Below are 19,934 nucleotides of genomic sequence, written 5' to 3'. Positions count from 1 at the left end.
AACCCTAAGAGGGCTTGGCCTCACTGTCAAGCCTCTCTGTACCAACAGAGAGGCTTAAACATCCAGAATCCTTACTCTGCGGCGTCCTCCACCTCATCCAGCCCTTTAGGGAGCTGTGTCGGAGCCTGATCGGCTGCCAGACTACGCAACCGCCGCATAGCACCGCCTGTCCCTGCGGGGATCAAACGACCGACAATCACATTCTCCTTCAAGCCGCCAAGCGTGTCGATTCTGCCTGATGTAGCAGCATCTGTAAGCACGCGTGTCGTCTCTTGGAAGGAGGCCGCCGAGATAAAGGACTGCGTTTGCAACGATGCTTTGGTAATCCCCTGAAGAATCGGCATCGCCTTTGCTGGCTCACGCCCTTGCTCCAGAAGAGCTTTATTATCGCGCTCAAACTCAATCCGATCCACTGTTTCACCAATAAGGTAAGTGGAATCACCCGGCTCCAGAACCTCAACCTTCTGCAACATCTGGCGGACGATTACTTCGATATGCTTATCGTTAATCTTCACACCTTGCAGGCGGTAAACATCCTGAATCTCATTAACGAGATAGTCAGACAGAGCCTCCATCCCCATGACTTTTAAAATATCATGCGGAACACGGGGGCCATCCACCAGCGGGTCACCCTTTTGAACAAAGTCACCTTCCTGAACGGAAATATGCTTGCCCTTAGGAATCAGATATTCTTTTCGCTCGCCTGTTTCATCATTATGCACGATGACACAACGCTTAGCCTTATAGTCCTTGCCGAACTCAATACGACCATCACCTTCTGCAATAATCGCATGGTCCTTCGGACGGCGTGCCTCAAAAAGCTCTGCCACGCGCGGTAGACCACCGGTAATATCACGCGTTTTAGATCCTTCACGCGGGATACGGGCCAGCACGTCACCCGCATGAACCTCTGCCCCATTCTCTACCGAGAGAATACTGTCGGGAGAGAGGAAGTAGCGAGCCTCATTACCATTGGCAAGACGAACCACATTCCCTTGAGCGTCCTTCAACTGCAAGCGAGGCCGTAGGTCCACACCCTTCGCGGCTTGTTTGTAGTCCACAACCACGCGAGAGGTTAGGCCGGTGACTTCGTCAACCCGCTCAACCAGTGTGATACTGTCGATCAGGTCTTGATACTCCACCGTACCAGCTTGCTCGGTGATGATGGGGAGGGTGTAAGGATCCCACTCAGCCATCTTATCACCGCGCTTTACCTCCTGCCCTTCCGAGACCATCAAGCGCGCCCCGTAAGGCACACGATACCGGGCTTTCTCTGCCCCGGTCTCATCAATAAGCAGGATCTCACAGTTACGGGACATCACTACAGGGACATTCTGTGAGTTTTGCACCACATTGCGGTTGCGGATGGTCACCTTACCATCACGGAAGGCTTCCACCATGGATTGCTCCGCACCACGGGTCGCCGCACCACCAATATGGAAGGTCCGCATCGTAAGCTGCGTACCAGGCTCACCAATGGATTGAGCGGCAATTACACCCACAGCCTCACCGATATTCACTGGTGTACCACGAGCAAGGTCACGCCCATAGCAATGGGCGCAGATGCCAGCCTGACTATCGCAGGTGAGAACGGAACGAATCTCAACCGCCTCGATCCCTGCTTCCTCAAGCCGCTCGACATCCGCCTCATCCAACAGGCGGTTACGCTCCAGCAGCACTTCACCCGTCATAGGATGAGCAACATCCTTCGCCAAGGTCCGCCCCAGAGCACGCTCTGCCAAGGAGGCTACAACCTCACCGCTATCCATCACGGCACGAACAACCAAACCACGCTCACTGCCGCAATCTGCTTCGATAATGATGCAATCCTGCGCCACATCGACCAGACGGCGGGTAAGATACCCGGAGTTCGCTGTTTTAAGCGCAGTATCGGCAAGACCCTTACGCGCACCATGGCTCGAGGTGAAGTAATCGAGAACCGACAGACCTTCTTTAAAGTTAGCAACAATCGGCTGTTCGATAATCTCACCTGATGGCTTCACCATCAGGCCACGCATACCGGCAAGCTGCTTCATCTGTGCTGGTGACCCACGAGCCCCAGAGTGGCTCATCATCCACACAGAATTAGTGGGCTTGCCCGGCACTTGCTTGGAGATTTCCTTCAACATGGCGGCCTGCACCTCGTCCGTGCAGCGCGACCACGCATCCACCACCTTGTTGTAACGCTCGCCAGCGGTAATCAGACCTTCCTGATATTGCTGCTCGAACTCCTTTACTTCCTCGGTCGTCTTGGCAACCAAGGTTGCCTTCTCACTTGGGACGATCATGTCGTCCTTACCGAAGGAAATACCGGCCTTCGCAGCATGGCGGAAACCAAGAGCCATCAGACGGTCACAGAAGATAACCGCTTCCTTCTGCCCACAATGACGATACACCGTATCAATCACGTCGGAAACCAGCTTCTTCGTCAGCTGACGGTTAATCAAGCTGAAAGGAATGGCCGGATTCTTAGGTAGAATCTGAGCAATCAAAGCACGACCAGGGGTTGTAAGCACCGTCTGACGGACGGACTTGCCCTCCTCATCCTGCACATCCAAGCGCAGACGAATCTTATCATGCAGCTTTAATGCACCAGCAAGCAGAGCGGCCTCAATCTCGGCAACCGCTGCATAAGCAGGCGGCCCAGCTTTAACGACCTTGCCATCCTTAATCTCTGCTTCATCAGGTGTGAGGCGGTATTCTGGCACTTCAAGGCTCAGATAATACAGGCCAAGCACAATGTCCTGAGACGGCACAATAATGGGCTTACCATTGGCAGGGCTGAGGATGTTGTTGGTAGACATCATCAACACGCGTGCCTCTAGCTGCGCCTCTAGGGAGAGAGGCACATGCACGGCCATTTGGTCACCGTCAAAGTCCGCATTAAAAGCAGTACAAACGAGCGGATGAAGCTGAATCGCCTTGCCTTCTACGAGGCTCGGCTCGAAGGCCTGAATCCCCAGACGGTGAAGCGTTGGCGCACGGTTCAACATCACCGGATGCTCGCGGATAACTTCCTCAAGAATATCCCAAACTTCCGGCCGCTCTTTCTCGACCATACGCTTAGCGGCTTTAATGGTCGTTGCGTGCCCGTACTTCTCCAACTTGGAGTAGATGAACGGCTTGAACAGCTCCAAAGCCATCTTCTTAGGAAGACCACATTGATGCAGCTTCAGCTCCGGCCCCACCACAATGACGGAACGACCAGAATAGTCCACGCGCTTACCAAGAAGGTTCTGACGGAAACGACCTTGCTTCCCTTTCAGCATATCAGAAAGGGACTTCAACGGCCGTTTATTCGCCCCGGTAATGGCACGTCCACGGCGACCATTATCGAACAGCGCATCCACCGCCTCTTGCAGCATACGCTTTTCGTTACGCACGATAATATCGGGCGCACGAAGCTCAATGAGGCGTTTTAGACGGTTATTACGGTTGATAACACGGCGATACAAATCATTGAGGTCGGATGTTGCAAAACGCCCGCCATCCAATGGCACGAGAGGGCGCAGCTCCGGCGGAATCACCGGCACAATGTCCAGAATCATCCATTCCGGCTTAGCCCCGCTCTCCACGAAGGCTTCCACCATCTTCAAGCGTTTGACGAGCTTCTTACGCGCTGCCTCGGATGTCGCCTTACGCAATTTCTTGCGCATGATGGTCTTTTCCGAATCGCCTTCCATCACATCTGCATCGTAATCGAAGGGATCCGCCTCGCCCCGCTCCTTTGCCGCGCGGCTTAGCTCGGCTTCCTCAGCATTGGGAAGACCCCAATTATAGCTGGAGAGCGCACGTTTAATCGCCTCCGCCCCGATGCCGACATCCAGACCATCATCAGCGAACTCATCCATCAATTCTTCGCAGCGGATTTCATCCAGCAAATATTGATCACGACGCTTGCCATGCTTGTAAGATTCGACTTGGTCGGACTCACAAACCCCTTTATCCAGCACCAAGAACTTCTCAAAATACAGGACGGGCTCAACATCTTTGAGCGGCAAATCCAGCATTGTGGCAATACGGCTAGGAAGGGACTTGAGGAACCAAATATGAGCCACCGGCGAGGCTAGATCGATATGCCCCATCCGCTCGCGCCGCACCTTGGCTAAGGTGACCTCTACGCCACATTTCTCGCAGATAATCCCGCGGAACTTCATCCGCTTATATTTACCGCACAGACATTCATAATCCTTAGTCGGACCAAAAATGCGCGCACAGAAAAGACCATCGCGCTCTGGCTTGAACGTCCGGTAATTGATCGTTTCTGGTTTTTTGATCTCGCCATAAGACCAAGACCGAATCTGCTCGCTCGAAGCAAGCTGAATACGGATCTGGTCAAACGTGCCTGACTGCCCAGACTGACCGAGAATCTTCATGAGATCGTTCATTTGCCGAAACCCCATTGTGCCGAACGACATACCGCCGGCACGTTAAACATGAACAATGAAGAAGGAGCGGAAAGCACTGCCCTCACAGCCCCCCCTGCTCAAGCTCGACATTCAAACCAAGCGACTTCAGTTCTTTCACAAGGACGTTGAAGCTTTCTGGAATACCTGCTTCAAAATCATCCTGCTCCCGAACAATCGCCTCATACACCTTTGTACGGCCGGAGACGTCATCGGATTTCACTGTCAGCATTTCCTGAAGCGTATAAGCCGCCCCGTAAGCCTCCAATGCCCAGACTTCCATCTCCCCGAAACGCTGCCCACCAAACTGAGCCTTACCACCAAGCGGCTGCTGGGTGACCAGCGAGTAAGGACCAATCGAACGTGCGTGAATCTTGTCATCAACAAGATGATGCAGCTTCAGCATATAGATGTAACCAACGGTGGATTGACGCTCGAACGCTTCACCCGTCCGCCCATCAATCAACTGGGACTGCCCCGTCTCGCTCACACCAGCCTTCTTCAGCATTCCCTCAATATCAGGGATAGATGCCCCATCGAAGACTGGGGTAGCAATAGGCACACCCTTACGCAGGTTATTGGCAAGTTCAATCAGCTGGTTGTTATCCATGCTGGCGATGTCTTCTTTGAAGATTTCCTCCCCATAGACATCTTTCAGCTTGTCCAACAACTCTTGCCGTTTCTCACCCGTGCGCTGATATTCATCTACCATTGCACCAATGCTTTGGCCGATATTGGCACAGGCCCATCCGAGATGGGTCTCCAAAATCTGCCCCACATTCATACGCGATGGCACGCCAAGAGGGTTCAATAGCAGGTCAACAGGCTGGCCATTCTCAAGGAAGGGCATATCCTCAACCGGCACAACGCGGGAGACCACACCCTTATTACCATGACGACCGGCCATTTTATCACCCGGCTGAAGCTTACGCTTCACCGCAATGAAGACCTTAACCATCTTCATCACACCCGGCGGCAGCTCATCACCACGCTGAAGCTTCTCGACCTTATTATCGAAGCGATAATTGATGCGCTTAACAGCATCATCAAACTCACGACATAATGTCTCAAGCTGCGCCATAGTCGCAACATCAGCAACCGGAATGTTACGCCATGTTGTACGTGGGTGCTCAGCAAGCAGCTCCGCCGTGATAGGCGTACCTGCACGAATCCCCTTAAAGCCAGCCGCAGCCTCTTGGCCAATCAGATGCTCTTTAAGACGGTTATAGAAGCTACGCTCCTGAATCCCGCGCTCATCGTCACGGTCCTTAGCGAGACGCTCAATCTCGGAACGCTCAATCGCCATGGCGCGCTCATCTTTATCCACCCCGCGGCGGGAGAAGACGCGCACATCAACCACTGTGCCGCTTGTCCCCGGCGGAAGCTTCAGAGACGTATCGCGCACATCGGAGGCTTTCTCACCAAAGATGGCACGCAGAAGTTTTTCTTCCGGCGTCATCGGGCTTTCACCCTTTGGTGTCACCTTACCGATGAGGATATCGCCCGGATTAACCTCGGCCCCAACATAAACAATGCCAGCTTCATCAAGGTTGCGCAGGGCTTCTTCCCCAACATTGGGAATATCACGCGTAATTTCTTCCTGCCCCAGCTTTGTATCACGGGCCATGACCTCAAACTCTTCAATATGAATTGAAGTGAAGATGTCATCACGCGCAATACGCTCGGAAATCAGGATCGAATCCTCGAAGTTGTACCCATTCCACGGCACGAAGGCCACGAGAACGTTACGCCCCAGAGCCAGCTCCCCAAGCTCGGTAGAAGGACCATCTGCGATGATGTCCCCTGCCACAACTTGATCCCCAACCCGCACTAGTGGACGTTGATTCAAGCATGTGGACTGGTTGGAGCGCATATATTTCCGCAAGCGGTAAATATCCACACCTTGCGTTGCGCCTTGTTCATCCGTGGCACGGATAACAATACGCGCACCATCGAGCTGGTCCACCACACCGCCACGTTTAGCGATGATGGTCGCCCCAGAATCATGTGCGACAGGCCCTTCCATCCCCGTACCCACGAGCGGCGCATCCGCGCGCACCAGAGGCACGGCCTGACGTTGCATGTTTGAACCCATGAGCGCACGGTTCGCATCGTCATTTTCCAAGAACGGAATCAACGCCGCCGCAACAGAGACGAGCTGCTTTGGTGAGACGTCACACGCCGTGACTTGCTCCGGGGCTACGAGGCGGAAATCACCCGTCTGACGCACAGCAACAAGCTCATCAGTCAAGCGGTTATTGCTCTGCTTAGCATCCGCTTGCGCCACCAAAAGACGCTCTTCTTCCATCGCGGAAAGATACTTCCAACCATCTTGGAAGACACCATCCTTCACCAGACGATAAGGCGTCTCGATAAAGCCGTATTTATTGACCTTTGCGTAAGTCGCCAGGGAGTTAATCAGACCAATATTCGGCCCTTCTGGCGTCTCAATCGGGCAGATACGACCATAATGCGTTGGATGAACGTCACGAACCTCAAAGCCTGCGCGCTCACGCGTTAACCCGCCCGGCCCAAGAGCGGAGAGACGCCGCTTATGCGTTACCTCAGAGAGCGGGTTGGTTTGGTCCATAAACTGGCTAAGCTGGGAAGAACCGAAGAACTCACGCACAGCAGCCGCAGCCGGTTTCGCATTGATGAGGTCATGCGGCATGACGGTATCAATATCGACAGAGCCCATCCGCTCACGGATAGCACGCTCCATCCGCAGCAAGCCGATGCGATATTGATTCTCCATCAGCTCCCCAACGGAGCGGACGCGGCGGTTACCCAGGTTATCAATATCATCAACCTGACCACGTCCATCCTTCAAGTCGCACAGAATCTTAACCGTGCGTAGGATATCCTCTTTACGCAGCGTCCGCAGCGTATCAGGCGCATCCACATCCAGCCGCATGTTCATCTTCACACGGCCAACAGCAGAGAGGTCGTAACGATCCTGCGAGAAGAACAAACCACGCAGCATAGCCTCCGCCGTCTCACGGGTCGGCGGCTCGCCGGGGCGCATGATGCGATAAATATCGATCAACGCCTCCTCACGCGTGGTGTTCTTATCCGCCATAAGCGTATTACGAATCCACGGGCCATGCGTACCATCAATGGCAAGAACGGGCAGCTCCGTTAGGCCAAGCTCTTCCAGCTCGGCAAGCTTTTCTTCCGTAAGCTCCTCGCCGGCTTCCGCGTAGATCTCACCCGTCTTTTCATTGACGAGGTCATGAGCGATGAAGCGGCCCAGAATATCCAACCGCCCAACCTGCACAACGCGGGTCTTTTCAGCAATTTTACGAACAACGCGCGCTGTTAGCTTTGTCTCGGCATCTGCAACGACCTCACCCGTATCCGCATCCACGAGCGGGCTGAGCAGCTTAATGCCACGAAAAGCCTCTGGGTCAAACGGACGCGCCCACTCACTCCCCATGCGTGTGAAGGGCACCGTGCCATAGAAGTTAGCGAGGATTTCATCCTCATCCATCCCCGTGACTTCTAGCGCATCAACATCGCCACCTTCAGCCAATTTGGCCTCACGCGCCTTGAGGTAATTTTCTCCCTCTAAGGCATAAAGCAACGTAGTGACAGGCAATTTGCGCTTACGGTCGATACGGACATGGATAATATCCTTCGCATCGAACTCAAAATCCAACCAAGAGCCACGATAGGGGATAATACGCGCTGCAAAGAGATATTTACCGGAAGAATGTGTCTTGCCTTTATCATGGTCGAAGAACACGCCGGGGCTACGATGCATCTGCGAAACAATGACGCGCTCGGTCCCGTTGATGATAAAGGTGCCGTTATCTGTCATGAGCGGCATATCGCCCATATAGACCGGCTGCTCCTTCAGGTCATGAATGGAGCGTGTCCCTGTATCCTCATCAATATCCCATGTTGTTAGACGCAGAATGACCTTCAGCGGAGCAGCATAAGTTAGCCCGCGCTGGATGCATTCTTCCACATCATATTTCGGCTCCTCAAACTCATAATACTGGAAGTCTAACCGACCACGCCCAGCAAAATCATGAATTGGGAAAACGGAGCGAAAAACCTCCTGAAGGCCCGCTGCCTCGCGGCTATCGGGGCGCACATTCATTTGCAGGAATGCTTCATATGAAGCCCGCTGCACGTCAATCAAATTAGGCATCGGCGCAATCTCGGGAATACGCCCGAAGCTTTTGCGGATCCTTTTACGCCCTGTGAAGGATTTTGTGATCGCCATCTTATCCTGCCTCTGAACCAGACCTTCAAGTCGTCCGTGTTAGTCCCATGCCTCTTAATAGAGACGACAGACGACTTGAACGGCTGGCTTACCCCTACTCTATGACGCGTGACGGAGTGCCTACTATAAGCAAACTTCCTGTCAACGGCAAATGGGGCGGGCACAACAAAGCACCCGCCCACGCGCTCCAACGACCCCCTGAGAGGGGGCCGCCAGGATTAAACTCTTACTTGATCTCGACAGATGCGCCGTTCTCTTCAAGAGCCTTCTTGATCTTCTCAGCTTCTTCCTTGGTTGCGCCTTCCTTAATGGTCTTCGGTGCGCCTTCAACCAGCTCCTTAGCTTCCTTCAGGCCCAGACCTGTGATGCCGCGGATCTCCTTAATGACGTTGATCTTCTTGTCACCAGCCTTAGCCAGCACAACATCAAACTCGGTCTTGTCAGCAGCAGCCTCGCCACCAGCAGCACCCGGAGCAGCTGCAGCAACAGCAACCGGAGCAGCAGCGGAAACGCCCCATTTCTCTTCCAGAAGTTTGGAAAGCTCAGCAGCCTCCAGAACGGAGAGAGCGGAGAGTTCGTCAACCAGTTTTGCCAAATCGGCCATGATAATATCCTCTAAGATATGTAAGTTAGGCAGCCACACACATGCGAGCCACCTTGTTCATTAAGCGGCTTCTGTGTCGCCTGTTCTGGCATAGGCACCAAGAACGCGAGCAAGCTGCCCAGCCGGAGCTTGGGTGACGCCTGCAATGCGCGTTGCTGGGGTACTGATCATACCCACCAGCTGTGCACGCAGCTCGTCCAAAGATGGAAGCTCAGCCAGAGCCTTGACACCATTGACGTCCAGCGTCTGGTTACCAAGGGCACCACCAAGCACCACCAGCTTGTCATTCTTCTTGGCGAACTCGACAAGTACCTTCGCCACGCCAACCGGCTCATCCGACCAAGAAATGGCCGTCGGGCCTTTGAATAGCGGCGCAATACCGTCGAACTGGGTCCCATCCAGAGCCCGGCTGACCAGCCGGTTCTTCGCAACCTTATATGTCGCACCCACAGCACGAATGCTCCGGCGCAGCTCTGTCGCATCAGCCACCGTCAGACCCAGATTCTGGGTGACGACAACCATGGAGGTGCTGCCGAACACTTTACTGAGGGACTCGACAAAGGCCCGTTTTTCCGTACGGTCCAAAACCTGTCTCCTCGTTAGTCCGATTATCTCGAACCAGGTTACCCATAGGCCCTGCCCCACGCAATGGCAGAACAAAGCCCGCTCGCCTGTCCATGATGAGAAGACCGCACCATACCCAGAGGTAAAATACGTTCTACCCGTCTCACGCCTGCGCTACTTTAGCTTCAAGGGGATACCCCACATGCGCTCTTGGACAGGAAAAGAGCGGCTCATCACCGCTCAGCACCATCCCGAAGGATGGCGATTCCTTACAACCTCATTCAGCCTTCAAAGCTGGAAAGGTCAACGCGTACCCCTACCCCCATTGTGGAAGAAAGGGAAGCTTTTTTCAGGTAAGTCCCTTTTGCACCAGTAGGACGAGCCTTCTGGAGTGCATCAACAAGGGCCTTCACGTTCTCGGCCAACTGAGACTCGGAGAAGGAAGCCTTACCAACACCAGCATGCACGATACCAGCACGCTCAGCGCGATATTCCACCTGACCGGACTTAGCGGCTTCAATCGCGCCCTTTACATCCATTGTCACGGTGCCTAGGCGCGGGTTCGGCATCAAACCACGCGGACCAAGAATCTTACCTAAACGCCCGACCAGAGCCATCATATCCGGTGTTGCGATGCAGCGATCGAACTCAATCTCACCAGCCTGAATCTTCTCGGCCAAATCCTCAGCACCGACAACCTCAGCCCCAGCAGCCTGCGCCTCTTCCGCTTTCGGCCCACGGGCAAACACACCAACGCGCAATGTTTTACCTGTGCCATGCGGTAGGGAGATCAAACCGCGGACCATCTGGTCAGCATGACGAGGGTCAACGCCCAGCCCGATCGCGAACTCGACCGTCTCATCAAACTTTGCGGTCGCATTACCCTTTACCAGAGCTACAGCCTCATTCAGGGAATAGAGCTTCTCGCTATCAACCTTGGCGCGCAGAGCAGCAATACGTTTGTTTTTAGCCATTTCTTAGCCCTCCACCACATCAAGACCGATGGAACGAGCAGACCCAGCCAGCATACGCACGGCACCATCAATGTCGTTTGCGTTCATGTCTTGGAATTTCTTCTCAGCAATCTCACGCAGCTGAGCTGTCGTCACAGAGCCAACAGATGCCGCACGACCAACTGTCTGAGCACCCTTGGTGATCTTGGCGGCCTTGAGCAAGAAGTAAGTGTTCGGCGGGGTTTTGGTGATGAACGTAAAGGTACGGTCCGCATAAGCCGTAATGACGACCGGGATCGGCATCCCGGGCTCAAGACCCTGCGTCTTTGCATTGAACTCTTTACAGAATTGCATGATGTTCAACCCGCGCTGACCGAGCGCAGGACCAACTGGGGGAGACGGATTCGCCTTACCAGCCGGAATCTGTAATTTGATGTAGCCAACAACTTTTTTGGCCATATCCGGGACTCCTTATCTTTAGTACCCGAACCGCGGTTAAGACGGCAGGGAGCATCCCTACCTCCCGCGTTCGACTAGGGGCGTTCCCTAGACTATTATCCCCTGCTTCGTCAAGGTAGAATTAAGGATGTGTTGTCTCATGCGGCGCACCTGTAAAGTCACGCTCTGCAAGAGGTGGCTCAATCTCCGAGCCATGCTGCGCCACCCCCACGGGCACCTCCCCCGCAGGGCGAGCATGATGCAGGCCCTTATATTGCAGCGGGCCAATCGGGTCGATACTCTTAATATCGGGTAATAATTTATCCGACCAGCCACCCCCTAGAGCGCGAATAAGCCGCACTGTCGCTTGCACCTGCTTCATCTGCGCTTGGACCTCTAATAAACGTGCCTTCAGCGCATCTTGCTGTGCCACCAGCGCGTCCAGATAATTGCTCAACCCGCCAGTATAAAGGGCCATGGTCATGGCTTGGGTCCGTAAAGCCGCTTCGACAGCTTGATGCTGCTGGAGCTGCTCTTGGTGGTATAACCCGGTCTCACTAAGACCATCTTCTACATCCTGAAAGGCACCTAATACAGTCGCGCGATACGCATCTACCCGCTCCCGATATTGCGACCATGCCCGTTGTAAAGCCGCACGGCGCATACCGCCTGTAAAAAGAGGCTCCACCGCTTGCACCGCAATTTGCCAAAACGCACGTGAAATGCTGGCAAGGTCAAACCCTGAATCTTCAAACCCACCAGTCGCGCTAATGACGATATGCGGATAAAAGGCCGCACGCGAGACGCCAATCGCCCGTGCTGCGGCTGCCATTTGCCGTTCGCTCACCGCGACATCAGGCCGCCGCTCCAACAGCGTAGAGGGTAAACCGCTCTGCACACGGATTGTCCCGAAATGCATGCGGATGTCTTTAATCGGCTCGATATGGAAACTTGCCGGCACCATATTAACCATGACAGCAATTGCATGTTCCTCTATCTGGCGTGCCGCCATGAGGTCACTCTTAGCGGCCTCTGCATCATAAAGTTGGTTCTCAGCACGCGAGACATCCAGCCCCGCCCCAATAGCCCCGCCCTGCCGTAAGCGCGTAATCTCCACCGCTGTGCGGAAATAACGAATGGAATCATCATACACGGCAAGCTGTGCATCAATCCCGCGCAACGTAACGTAATTGGACGCTAACTCCGCTTGAAGCGACAAACGCGTCAACGCATATTGTGCCGCCCCAGCTTGTGCCAAGTTCTTTTGCATATGACTTTGGTTGCGGATAGCATCCCAAAAATCCGGCTCCCATGTTGCCGCACCGCTATAGGCTACGTTCGACTCATAAATAGGCGTATTGTTGCTACGCCGTAAAAAGAGCCGCCCTTCCGACTGCTTATTACGACTCATCCGTGCGCCACCGGCTAATTGCGGATACAGACGGCTCTCAGTCTCCCGTGCGATATCGCGCTCTTGTGTAAAAACCTCAGCCGCGGCTTGAAGGTCTGGGTTATAGGCCTCCAAACGTTTTTCTAGATCATCTAATTGCGGATCATGAAAGAGCGTCCACCATTGCCCACGCTCAATAGCATCAGCGGGCTGAGCATCCCCCATAATGCCCTTGCCAGCCCACCCATCAGGATAAATAAAATGCGGCGTATGATAATGAGGGGCAAGGTCACACGAAGTCAGGCATAACGAAAGCCCGCCTATCACTAACGACACCCGCCCCCATAAACGCCCCGCCATTAATGCTGCTCCTGCTGTGAGGGCACAGCCGGTTTGTCATGCACCGCTCCCCCCGTTTTATCAGCATCATCCGTGTTATTCTCATCAGGCGGCGGCATAGCCCCCACGCGGCGTAAATCATTCGATGTGACATTTTTAACCGCTGGGGCTTCTTTAGGTTTATGATCATTATAACCCCGTGTTGGTGTCACGACCTTTACCTCATCGCCATCCAACATATCCGCAGTAGGGTTAGCCACAATCTCATCCTCCGCTGATAAGCCTGAAAGGATTTGCGTGGTCATCCCATAATTCGTCCCCGCTTGCACATTCAGCAAAGTAATGTGGTTATGAACAACCTTAGCCACCTGCATCCCTTGTGCACGGAAAATAAGCGCATTGGTCGGGACGATGAGAATATTCGTATCCCCCGGGGCATGAATATGCGCAGTCGCATAGGAGTTGGGCCAGAGCAACCCATCGGGATTATCCAACACAAGCTCCGTCGTCACCGTGCGTGTGGCGGCATTAAACGCATTCGCCGTGGCTAAAAAGCGCGCCTTGAAGGAACGCCCCGGATATTGTGGCACGCTTAAATCCGCACTGATTTTAGGGGAGATGACACTCGCAAAATCCTGCGGGACAGAGACAAAAACACGGATTTTATGCACATCCGCAACAGAGAATAACTCCGCCATAGCCCCACGTGCGCTCATATTGCCGCCTGTGGCGTTAACATAATCCCCAACATTGACTAAACGCGAGGTTACAATGCCATCAAAAGGGGCAACAATCCGCTTAAAGTTCTCCAACGCTTCGACACGCTCTACCTCATGAGCCGCCGCATCCAACTCGGCCCGTTGGGCCGCTGCATTAGCGGCTTGCACATCTACCTCTTGGCGCGAGACCGCCTGCGTGCTGCGTAAAGCCGTCCAACGTTGGGTGGTAATCAACGCCAATTTATACCGAGCATTAATCACCTCATAATGTGCCTTAGCCGCTGCATATTGAGCATCAATACTCGGTGTGCTGACCTCTGCGAGCAAATCCCCCCGTTTTACATGCGCACCGTAATCTTTGTACCACATCTTCACATAGCCGGAGACCTGCGCATAGATGGGGGCCTCGTACCATGCGGCTAAGTTCGCTGGTAAATCGACCTCACGCGTGGCAGGGCCGGGCTGTGGCTTAATTAACACCACGCGGGTAATGGCCTCATCAGCCGCCTCCCGCTCTAAGGCTGCATGATGCCATGCCCGTTGCAGCAAGCCGATAACCACCAGCCCCACCAACACAGCCAGCAAGCCATAAAGCCACACACGCCCCTTACCACGCATAGGAGATGATGGCTGTTGTGAGGTCGATGTCATACCGTTTCTCCTTGCGTAACAGCCCGTTTCCCCTTCGGGGCACCACCATGAATCATAGCAAACACACAGGGAACAAACAGTAATGTTGCCACAGTAGCCATCAGCAACCCGCCAATCACCGCCTTCCCTAAAGCTGCATTGGAGGAATTACTGACGGACATAGGAATCATACCAATCATCATGGCAAGAGCCGTCATTAACACGGGGCGAATACGCTCAAACCCCGCCTCGGAGGCCGCTAAAATGGCATCGCCATGGTCCTCCAACCGCTCCCGTGCGAAGGCGACCACCAGCACTGCATTAGCTGTTGCGGTACCCATACACATAATCGCCCCCGTTAAGGCTGGGACGGAGAGGGTCGTATGTGTAAGGAATAAGCTCCACGCAATGCCTCCCAAAGCAGCTGGTAAGGCCATAATAATCACAAACGGGTCCAACCATGATTGGAAATTAACAACAATAATCAAATAAACCAGCACGATAGAGAGCAACAACCCACCAATGAGCTGAATATAAGCGTTGTTCATCGTCACAGCTTGCCCACGCACTACCATGCTAGAGCCACGGGGCAAATCTGCCCGCACAGCCTCTACCTCCCGCTTTACAGCCCGCGATAGACTGCCAAGGTCTATCCCCTCTGGCGCGACATAAATATCAAAAACCGGCATGATATTATAATGTGAGACCTCAGCGGGCGTGCCTGTCTGCACAATCTGGCTCAAGCCCCCCATAATCTGCATGGTCCGGTTTTGCGGGTTGCCATCGCCTTTATCAATCGGCACCTTTTGGAGATCATTAAGCGTCTGCAAATAATTCGCTGGGGCTTGCACATCAATCAGCTGCGATGTCCCTTGGGCATTGAGGTAATAAGTCTGCCCCACCTGAGAACTACCCGAGAGGGTCGTCAGCACGTTATAGGCAATATCTTTTTCGGAAACGCCCGTCCCCAGCGCAAAGCTCCGCCGTGCATTGATGAGCATGGTTGGTTGGGTCATCGGCTGTTGAATACTTACATCCACCGCCCCCGGAATCTTCCGCAGCCGCTGGGCTAAACGGACTGCAAAGGCGTAATTATCCTGCAAATTACGCCCGACAATTTGTACATCAATCGGTGATGGCAGCCCAAAATTGAGGATTTTTGCCGTCAAGTCCCCCGGCTGGAAGGTAAAGACCATACCGGGGAAGGCCGTACTCAACGCCTTACGTAACTGTTTGCGGTATGTTGCAACGGGGCTTTCGGATTCCGCTAATTGGATGGTCACGTCACAATCTTGCGCGCCCGTTGTCGGTGAAGGGACCATAGCCTGATTCATCTGGCTCATCGGCAAACCACAATTATTGACAATCAACTTAACTTGGCCGGGCAATGTCTCACGGATTTTCTTCTCTACAAGGCCGCTAAGCTTGGCACTTTCCTCAATGCGTGTGCCAATCGGAGCGCGAAAATGCATCTGCATCGTGCCGGACTTAATCTCCGAGAAGAAATCCTGCCCGACAAATAACAATAATAATAAGGACGATAACGCCCCAGAGAGGAAAATAATGATAAACCGCTTCCGGTTCGCTAAAGCGCGTAACAGAACCTCATGATAGAGATGGCGGAATCGTTCAAACCGTGCTTCAAACGCCTCTTGAAACGTCCCAAAAATACCTCGCCGCCCCGTGCCATGGTCGGGATTACGTTGCTGCTGCACCTGCGCGGCGAGCAGCCAATTCGCCATGGTGGGCACAAGAGTTCGTGAGAAAATAAAAGACGCGATCATCGCAAAGATAATCGCCTCTGCCATAGGCATAAAGAGCCAGCCGGACACACCCGTCAGACCAAAAAGAGGGAACCAAACAATACAAATACACGTTGTAGAGACAAAAGTCGGAATAACAATTTGGTTCGCAGCATCAATAATAGCCTGCTCTAGCTCTTTACCCATATGCAAATGAGCATCGATATTCTCAATCATCACCGTGGCATCATCCACGAGAATACCCACAGCCAACGCCAGACCGCCTAAGGTCATGACATTGATGGACTGCCCAGCGAGGCTTAGGCAAATCAGTGCCGCTAACATCGCTAAGGGAATAGACACCGCCACGATAACGGTCGATCGCCATGAACCAAGAAAGAGCAGTACGGTAAGGCTTGTTAGGATAGCCGCCGTGACCATCTCCCGCACCACATCCACCACAGATTCCTTTACGAAGCTAGAAGCATCCGTCAGGATGTTCATGCTCGTCCCCTCTGGCAGGGTTTTTTGAATATCTGGGAGGAGCTTCTTCACGCCATTAACGACCTCTAAGGTCGAGGCATTTCCGCTTTTAAGGATGACGATCATCACCGCCTGCTTACCCCGGACAAGCACGGCATTTGTCTGCGGAGGGCCACCTTTATGCACCCAAGCGACATCACGCATATAGATGACCGAGTTACCCACCTGCTTAATCGGCATCTTATTAAAGGCTTCAATATCCATGGGGGCAGAATTAGTCCGCACCATGAAATCCATCGGCCCAATTTTCTGATCCCCAGCGGGGAGAACAATATTCTGGCGATTCAACGCGCTGGCGACATCTACCGGGGAGAGCCGATGAGCCAGCAATTTCACGGGATCGATATCCACCATGATATCCGCTGCCACACCGCCATAAGGGTTAGGGATGGCCGTCCCAGCGACTGAGACAAGCTCCGGCCTGATGAGGTTGGAGGCCATATTATAGACCTCCGAAGCCGACATATTCGGGTTATTCACCTGCAAGGTCAGCACAGGGACAGAAGACGCATCCAATGCCAGGATCAAAGGCGGGGTTGCCCCTGTGGGAAGTTGCTTAATAACCGTCTGCGATACAGAGGTAATTTGCGTCTGCGCAACAGCAGCATCCGTCCCAGGTTGGAAGAATATCTTTACAATACCGCGCCCGTAATAAGAGTTACTCTCTATATGCTCAATGTTATTCACGGTCGCTGTTAAAGCGCGCTCGTAATAATAAACGATACGGCCTGAGACTTCCTCCGGCATTAAGCCAGTATAAGACCAAACAACGGCAACAGTAGGTATCTTAATATTTGGGAATACATCAGTCGGTGTTCCCAAAATCGCTTTTACACCAAAAATGACGATGATGATGGACATCACCACAAAAGTGTAAGGCCGCCGTAACGCTGTTAGAACAATCGCATTCATACAGCTAACGCACCTACCTTACATGCGCCCCCCCCTTGCATCACGCGCTGCACTCCGCCCCATAATATTGTAGAAAAAGCATATGTCTCTTTTTTCATCACACGGGGCACTATATCTCTCCACTGCGCGCAACTAGGCCGCTTTTATCTCATGGGAGGAGATTATAACGGGAGGAATGAAAGAGGAAATCCTTTTCATCTGAAAAGATTTTTAAATAACACAATTCCGTTACAATTTATTTTCCTTCCCCCCTCATACCCTCCTCTCCATTAAGCAGCTTTATCCTCTGCCGTAATGGCAGGGAAGATGAGGCGGAAGACAGTGCCACTCATCACGCCCACCTCATTATTTTCTTCAATCACAAGGCGGGCTTCATGCAGACGAACAATCGCCGCTACTAAGCTGAGACCAAGGCCACTCCCCGGGATATGACGGCTTTTATCTGCACGGTAAAAACGGCCCATCACCGCATTGCGCTCCTCTATAGCAATACCGACACCTGTATCGCGTACTTCAAACCACGCTTCTGCAAGTTCATTACAGCCCGCCCGTAAGGTGACGCTGCCTCCCGCGGCTGTAAACTTCAGTGCATTATCCAGTAAGTTTGCTAAGACTTCATTCAATAAATCCGCATCCCCCCAAAGAGGGACCGGCCCTTCATGCGGGACCACGGAGAGGGATAAACCCTGCATCTCCGCTATAGGCTCATATAAATCGGCCATATCCATCATCAAGGGCATAATATCCATCTGCTGAAAACCCACCCGCCGCTGGCCTGTCTCAATCTCACCAATACGCAATAACGCCGTAATGATGGAGAAACATTGCTCCAAATCGCGCTGGCATAACCCCATCGCACGCTCAAAACGCTCTTTATCCTCTATGGAAGGGTCCAAACTCTGCGCCACAGCATTAACGCGATCTAAGCGCGCTTGCACGCGTGCTAGAGGGGTGCGGAGGTCATGAGCAATATCGTTACCCACATCGCGCATCTCCCCCATAAGCTGCTCTAGCCTATCCAACATACGGTTTACCGAGCCTGCAAGGCGGTCTAGCTCGTCATGCCCGCGCCCAACAGGTAAACGCTCACGCATTTGGCCTTTCATAATTTGCTCAATAGAGGAGTGCATTTTGGTAATGCGTCCCAAGGCCCTGCGACTAAGGACCATCCCCGCTAACAACGCGAACAGCACCACCGGCACCATCGCAAATAATGCTGAACGCTGCGCAACCTGCCATAGCTCGTTAATCATATGACGGGAGCGACCTAGCACTAAAAGCCGCGTCCGCCCCGGCTGCATCCCCGGAACTTCCACCACCAAAAAACGCATGACTGTAACGCTATGGTCTGGCAGCACAAAGGAGAGCTTCTGCATGGTCGGGCCAAACTTAAGCCCAGCAGGCCATGCCTTCATATCTCCTACGATGGGATGACGATTTTTATCAAACAACGCTGCGGCATTAAGAAAAACGCGTAGCTCGCTTGTGCTGCGCTCCTTTAGACGGATTTCCAAATCACCCGGAGCTTCCTGCATCAAAACAGAGGCGGAGCGGCGGAGCAAATCATCGGTGCGGAGCTTCTCATAAGTGCTAATCTGCCCATAAAGAAGGCCTAGCTCCAACAACATGCCCAGCACGATGATGCCAACAAGCCCTAAGGTCAGCCGGAACGCTGCGGTGCGGAAAAGGTCACTCCGGAACACGCAAACAGAACCCCGCCCCACGGATGCTATGAATTAACGCTTCCTCACCCTCCTTATCCACCTTGCGGCGTAATTTACCGATATGCACATCCACAAGATTCGTCCGCGGGACGAAGCGGTAATTCCATACATCCTCAAGCAGCATTGTCCGGGTAAGGACAGTATTAGGCCGACGCATCATATATTCCAGCAAACGGAACTCGCGCGGCAATAGCTCAATCTCCCGCCCCTCGCGCCGAACGCGCCGCTCTAGCAGGTCCATCTCCAACGGCCCTAACTTCAGCATAGAGGCTCGCCCATAAATAGGCCGCCTCAATAAAGCCTCTAGCCGTGCGGCTAATTCCTCCATCACAAAAGGCTTCGTCAAATAATCATCACCGCCCGCTTTAAGCCCGCTAATACGATCATCTACCGCCGATAATGCCGAGAGGACTAAGACGGGCATTGTCATCCCCTGCTCACGCAGCGTCTCTAAGATGCTTAGTCCATCAAGCCCCGGTAACATACGGTCCATCACCAAAAGGTCATGCTCACCTGTTCGGGCCATCTCCAGCCCTTCTGGCCCCGTGGCAGCACGGCTCACATCATAACCACGCCCGCGTAAGTCCTCCACTACCTCCTCAGCGAGGCTATCGTCATCCTCTATTAAAAGAAGCTTCGCTGGGGCATGGCCTTTCCCCTCCTCATGAGGATCGCTAGGCCAAGGCTGCCGCTCATTCTTTTTCAAAGATATATCTACCATCAGCTATATGCTCCCACG

General features: G+C 53.3%; 11 protein-coding genes. All 11 read right to left on the bottom strand.

Going from position 1 to position 19,934, the window contains the following annotated elements:
- Window positions 1-71: 71 nt before the first annotated feature.
- A complete protein-coding gene (gene rpoC / locus NQF89_RS07020) occupies window positions 72-4,388 on the bottom strand; it encodes a DNA-directed RNA polymerase subunit beta' (protein WP_266137855.1) in 4,317 nt (1,438 codons plus the stop codon).
- Window positions 4,389-4,470: 82 nt separating this feature from the next.
- The gene (rpoB, locus tag NQF89_RS07015) at window positions 4,471-8,637 is read right to left on the bottom strand and encodes a DNA-directed RNA polymerase subunit beta (protein WP_155579547.1); all 4,167 of its coding nucleotides are present in this window, start codon (window positions 8,635-8,637) and stop codon (window positions 4,471-4,473) included.
- A gap of 226 nt (window positions 8,638-8,863) precedes the next feature.
- The gene (gene rplL / locus NQF89_RS07010) at window positions 8,864-9,241 is read right to left on the bottom strand and encodes a 50S ribosomal protein L7/L12 (RefSeq protein ID WP_155573638.1); all 378 of its coding nucleotides are present in this window, start codon (window positions 9,239-9,241) and stop codon (window positions 8,864-8,866) included.
- Window positions 9,242-9,301: 60 nt separating this feature from the next.
- Complete coding sequence (gene rplJ, locus NQF89_RS07005) at window positions 9,302-9,826, bottom strand: 50S ribosomal protein L10 (RefSeq protein WP_099026839.1); 525 nt, start codon at window positions 9,824-9,826, stop codon at window positions 9,302-9,304.
- Between the two features lie 260 nt (window positions 9,827-10,086).
- The gene (gene rplA / locus NQF89_RS07000) at window positions 10,087-10,779 is read right to left on the bottom strand and encodes a 50S ribosomal protein L1 (protein WP_155573639.1); all 693 of its coding nucleotides are present in this window, start codon (window positions 10,777-10,779) and stop codon (window positions 10,087-10,089) included.
- 3 nt (window positions 10,780-10,782) lie between these two features.
- A complete protein-coding gene (rplK, locus tag NQF89_RS06995; protein WP_099026841.1) occupies window positions 10,783-11,217 on the bottom strand; it encodes a 50S ribosomal protein L11 in 435 nt (144 codons plus the stop codon).
- A gap of 121 nt (window positions 11,218-11,338) precedes the next feature.
- On the bottom strand, window positions 11,339-12,946 hold the full coding sequence (locus tag NQF89_RS06990) for an efflux transporter outer membrane subunit (RefSeq protein ID WP_099026842.1): 1,608 nt from the start codon (window positions 12,944-12,946) through the stop codon (window positions 11,339-11,341).
- Window positions 12,946-14,295, bottom strand: coding sequence for an efflux RND transporter periplasmic adaptor subunit (locus NQF89_RS06985; protein WP_155573641.1), 1,350 nt, complete (start codon window positions 14,293-14,295; stop codon window positions 12,946-12,948). Before NQF89_RS06985 ends, NQF89_RS06990 begins: the two co-directional genes overlap by 1 nt.
- Complete coding sequence (locus NQF89_RS06980; protein ID WP_266137854.1) at window positions 14,292-17,471, bottom strand: efflux RND transporter permease subunit; 3,180 nt, start codon at window positions 17,469-17,471, stop codon at window positions 14,292-14,294. The genes NQF89_RS06985 and NQF89_RS06980 overlap by 4 nt, the downstream gene beginning before the upstream one ends.
- Window positions 17,472-17,740: 269 nt before the next feature.
- Window positions 17,741-19,174, bottom strand: coding sequence for a sensor histidine kinase (locus NQF89_RS06975; RefSeq protein WP_266137853.1), 1,434 nt, complete (start codon window positions 19,172-19,174; stop codon window positions 17,741-17,743).
- A complete protein-coding gene (locus tag NQF89_RS06970) occupies window positions 19,161-19,916 on the bottom strand; it encodes a response regulator transcription factor (protein ID WP_266137852.1) in 756 nt (251 codons plus the stop codon). Before NQF89_RS06970 ends, NQF89_RS06975 begins: the two co-directional genes overlap by 14 nt.
- Between the last annotated feature and the right edge of the window lie 18 nt (window positions 19,917-19,934).

It is taken from the genome of Bombella pollinis, assembly GCF_026385485.1.
In the GTDB taxonomy this organism is placed as follows: Bacteria; Pseudomonadota; Alphaproteobacteria; order Acetobacterales; family Acetobacteraceae; genus Bombella; species Bombella pollinis.
The sequence above is the reverse complement of the archived record's forward strand: the minus strand, read 5'-3'. Positions and strand labels throughout refer to the sequence as shown.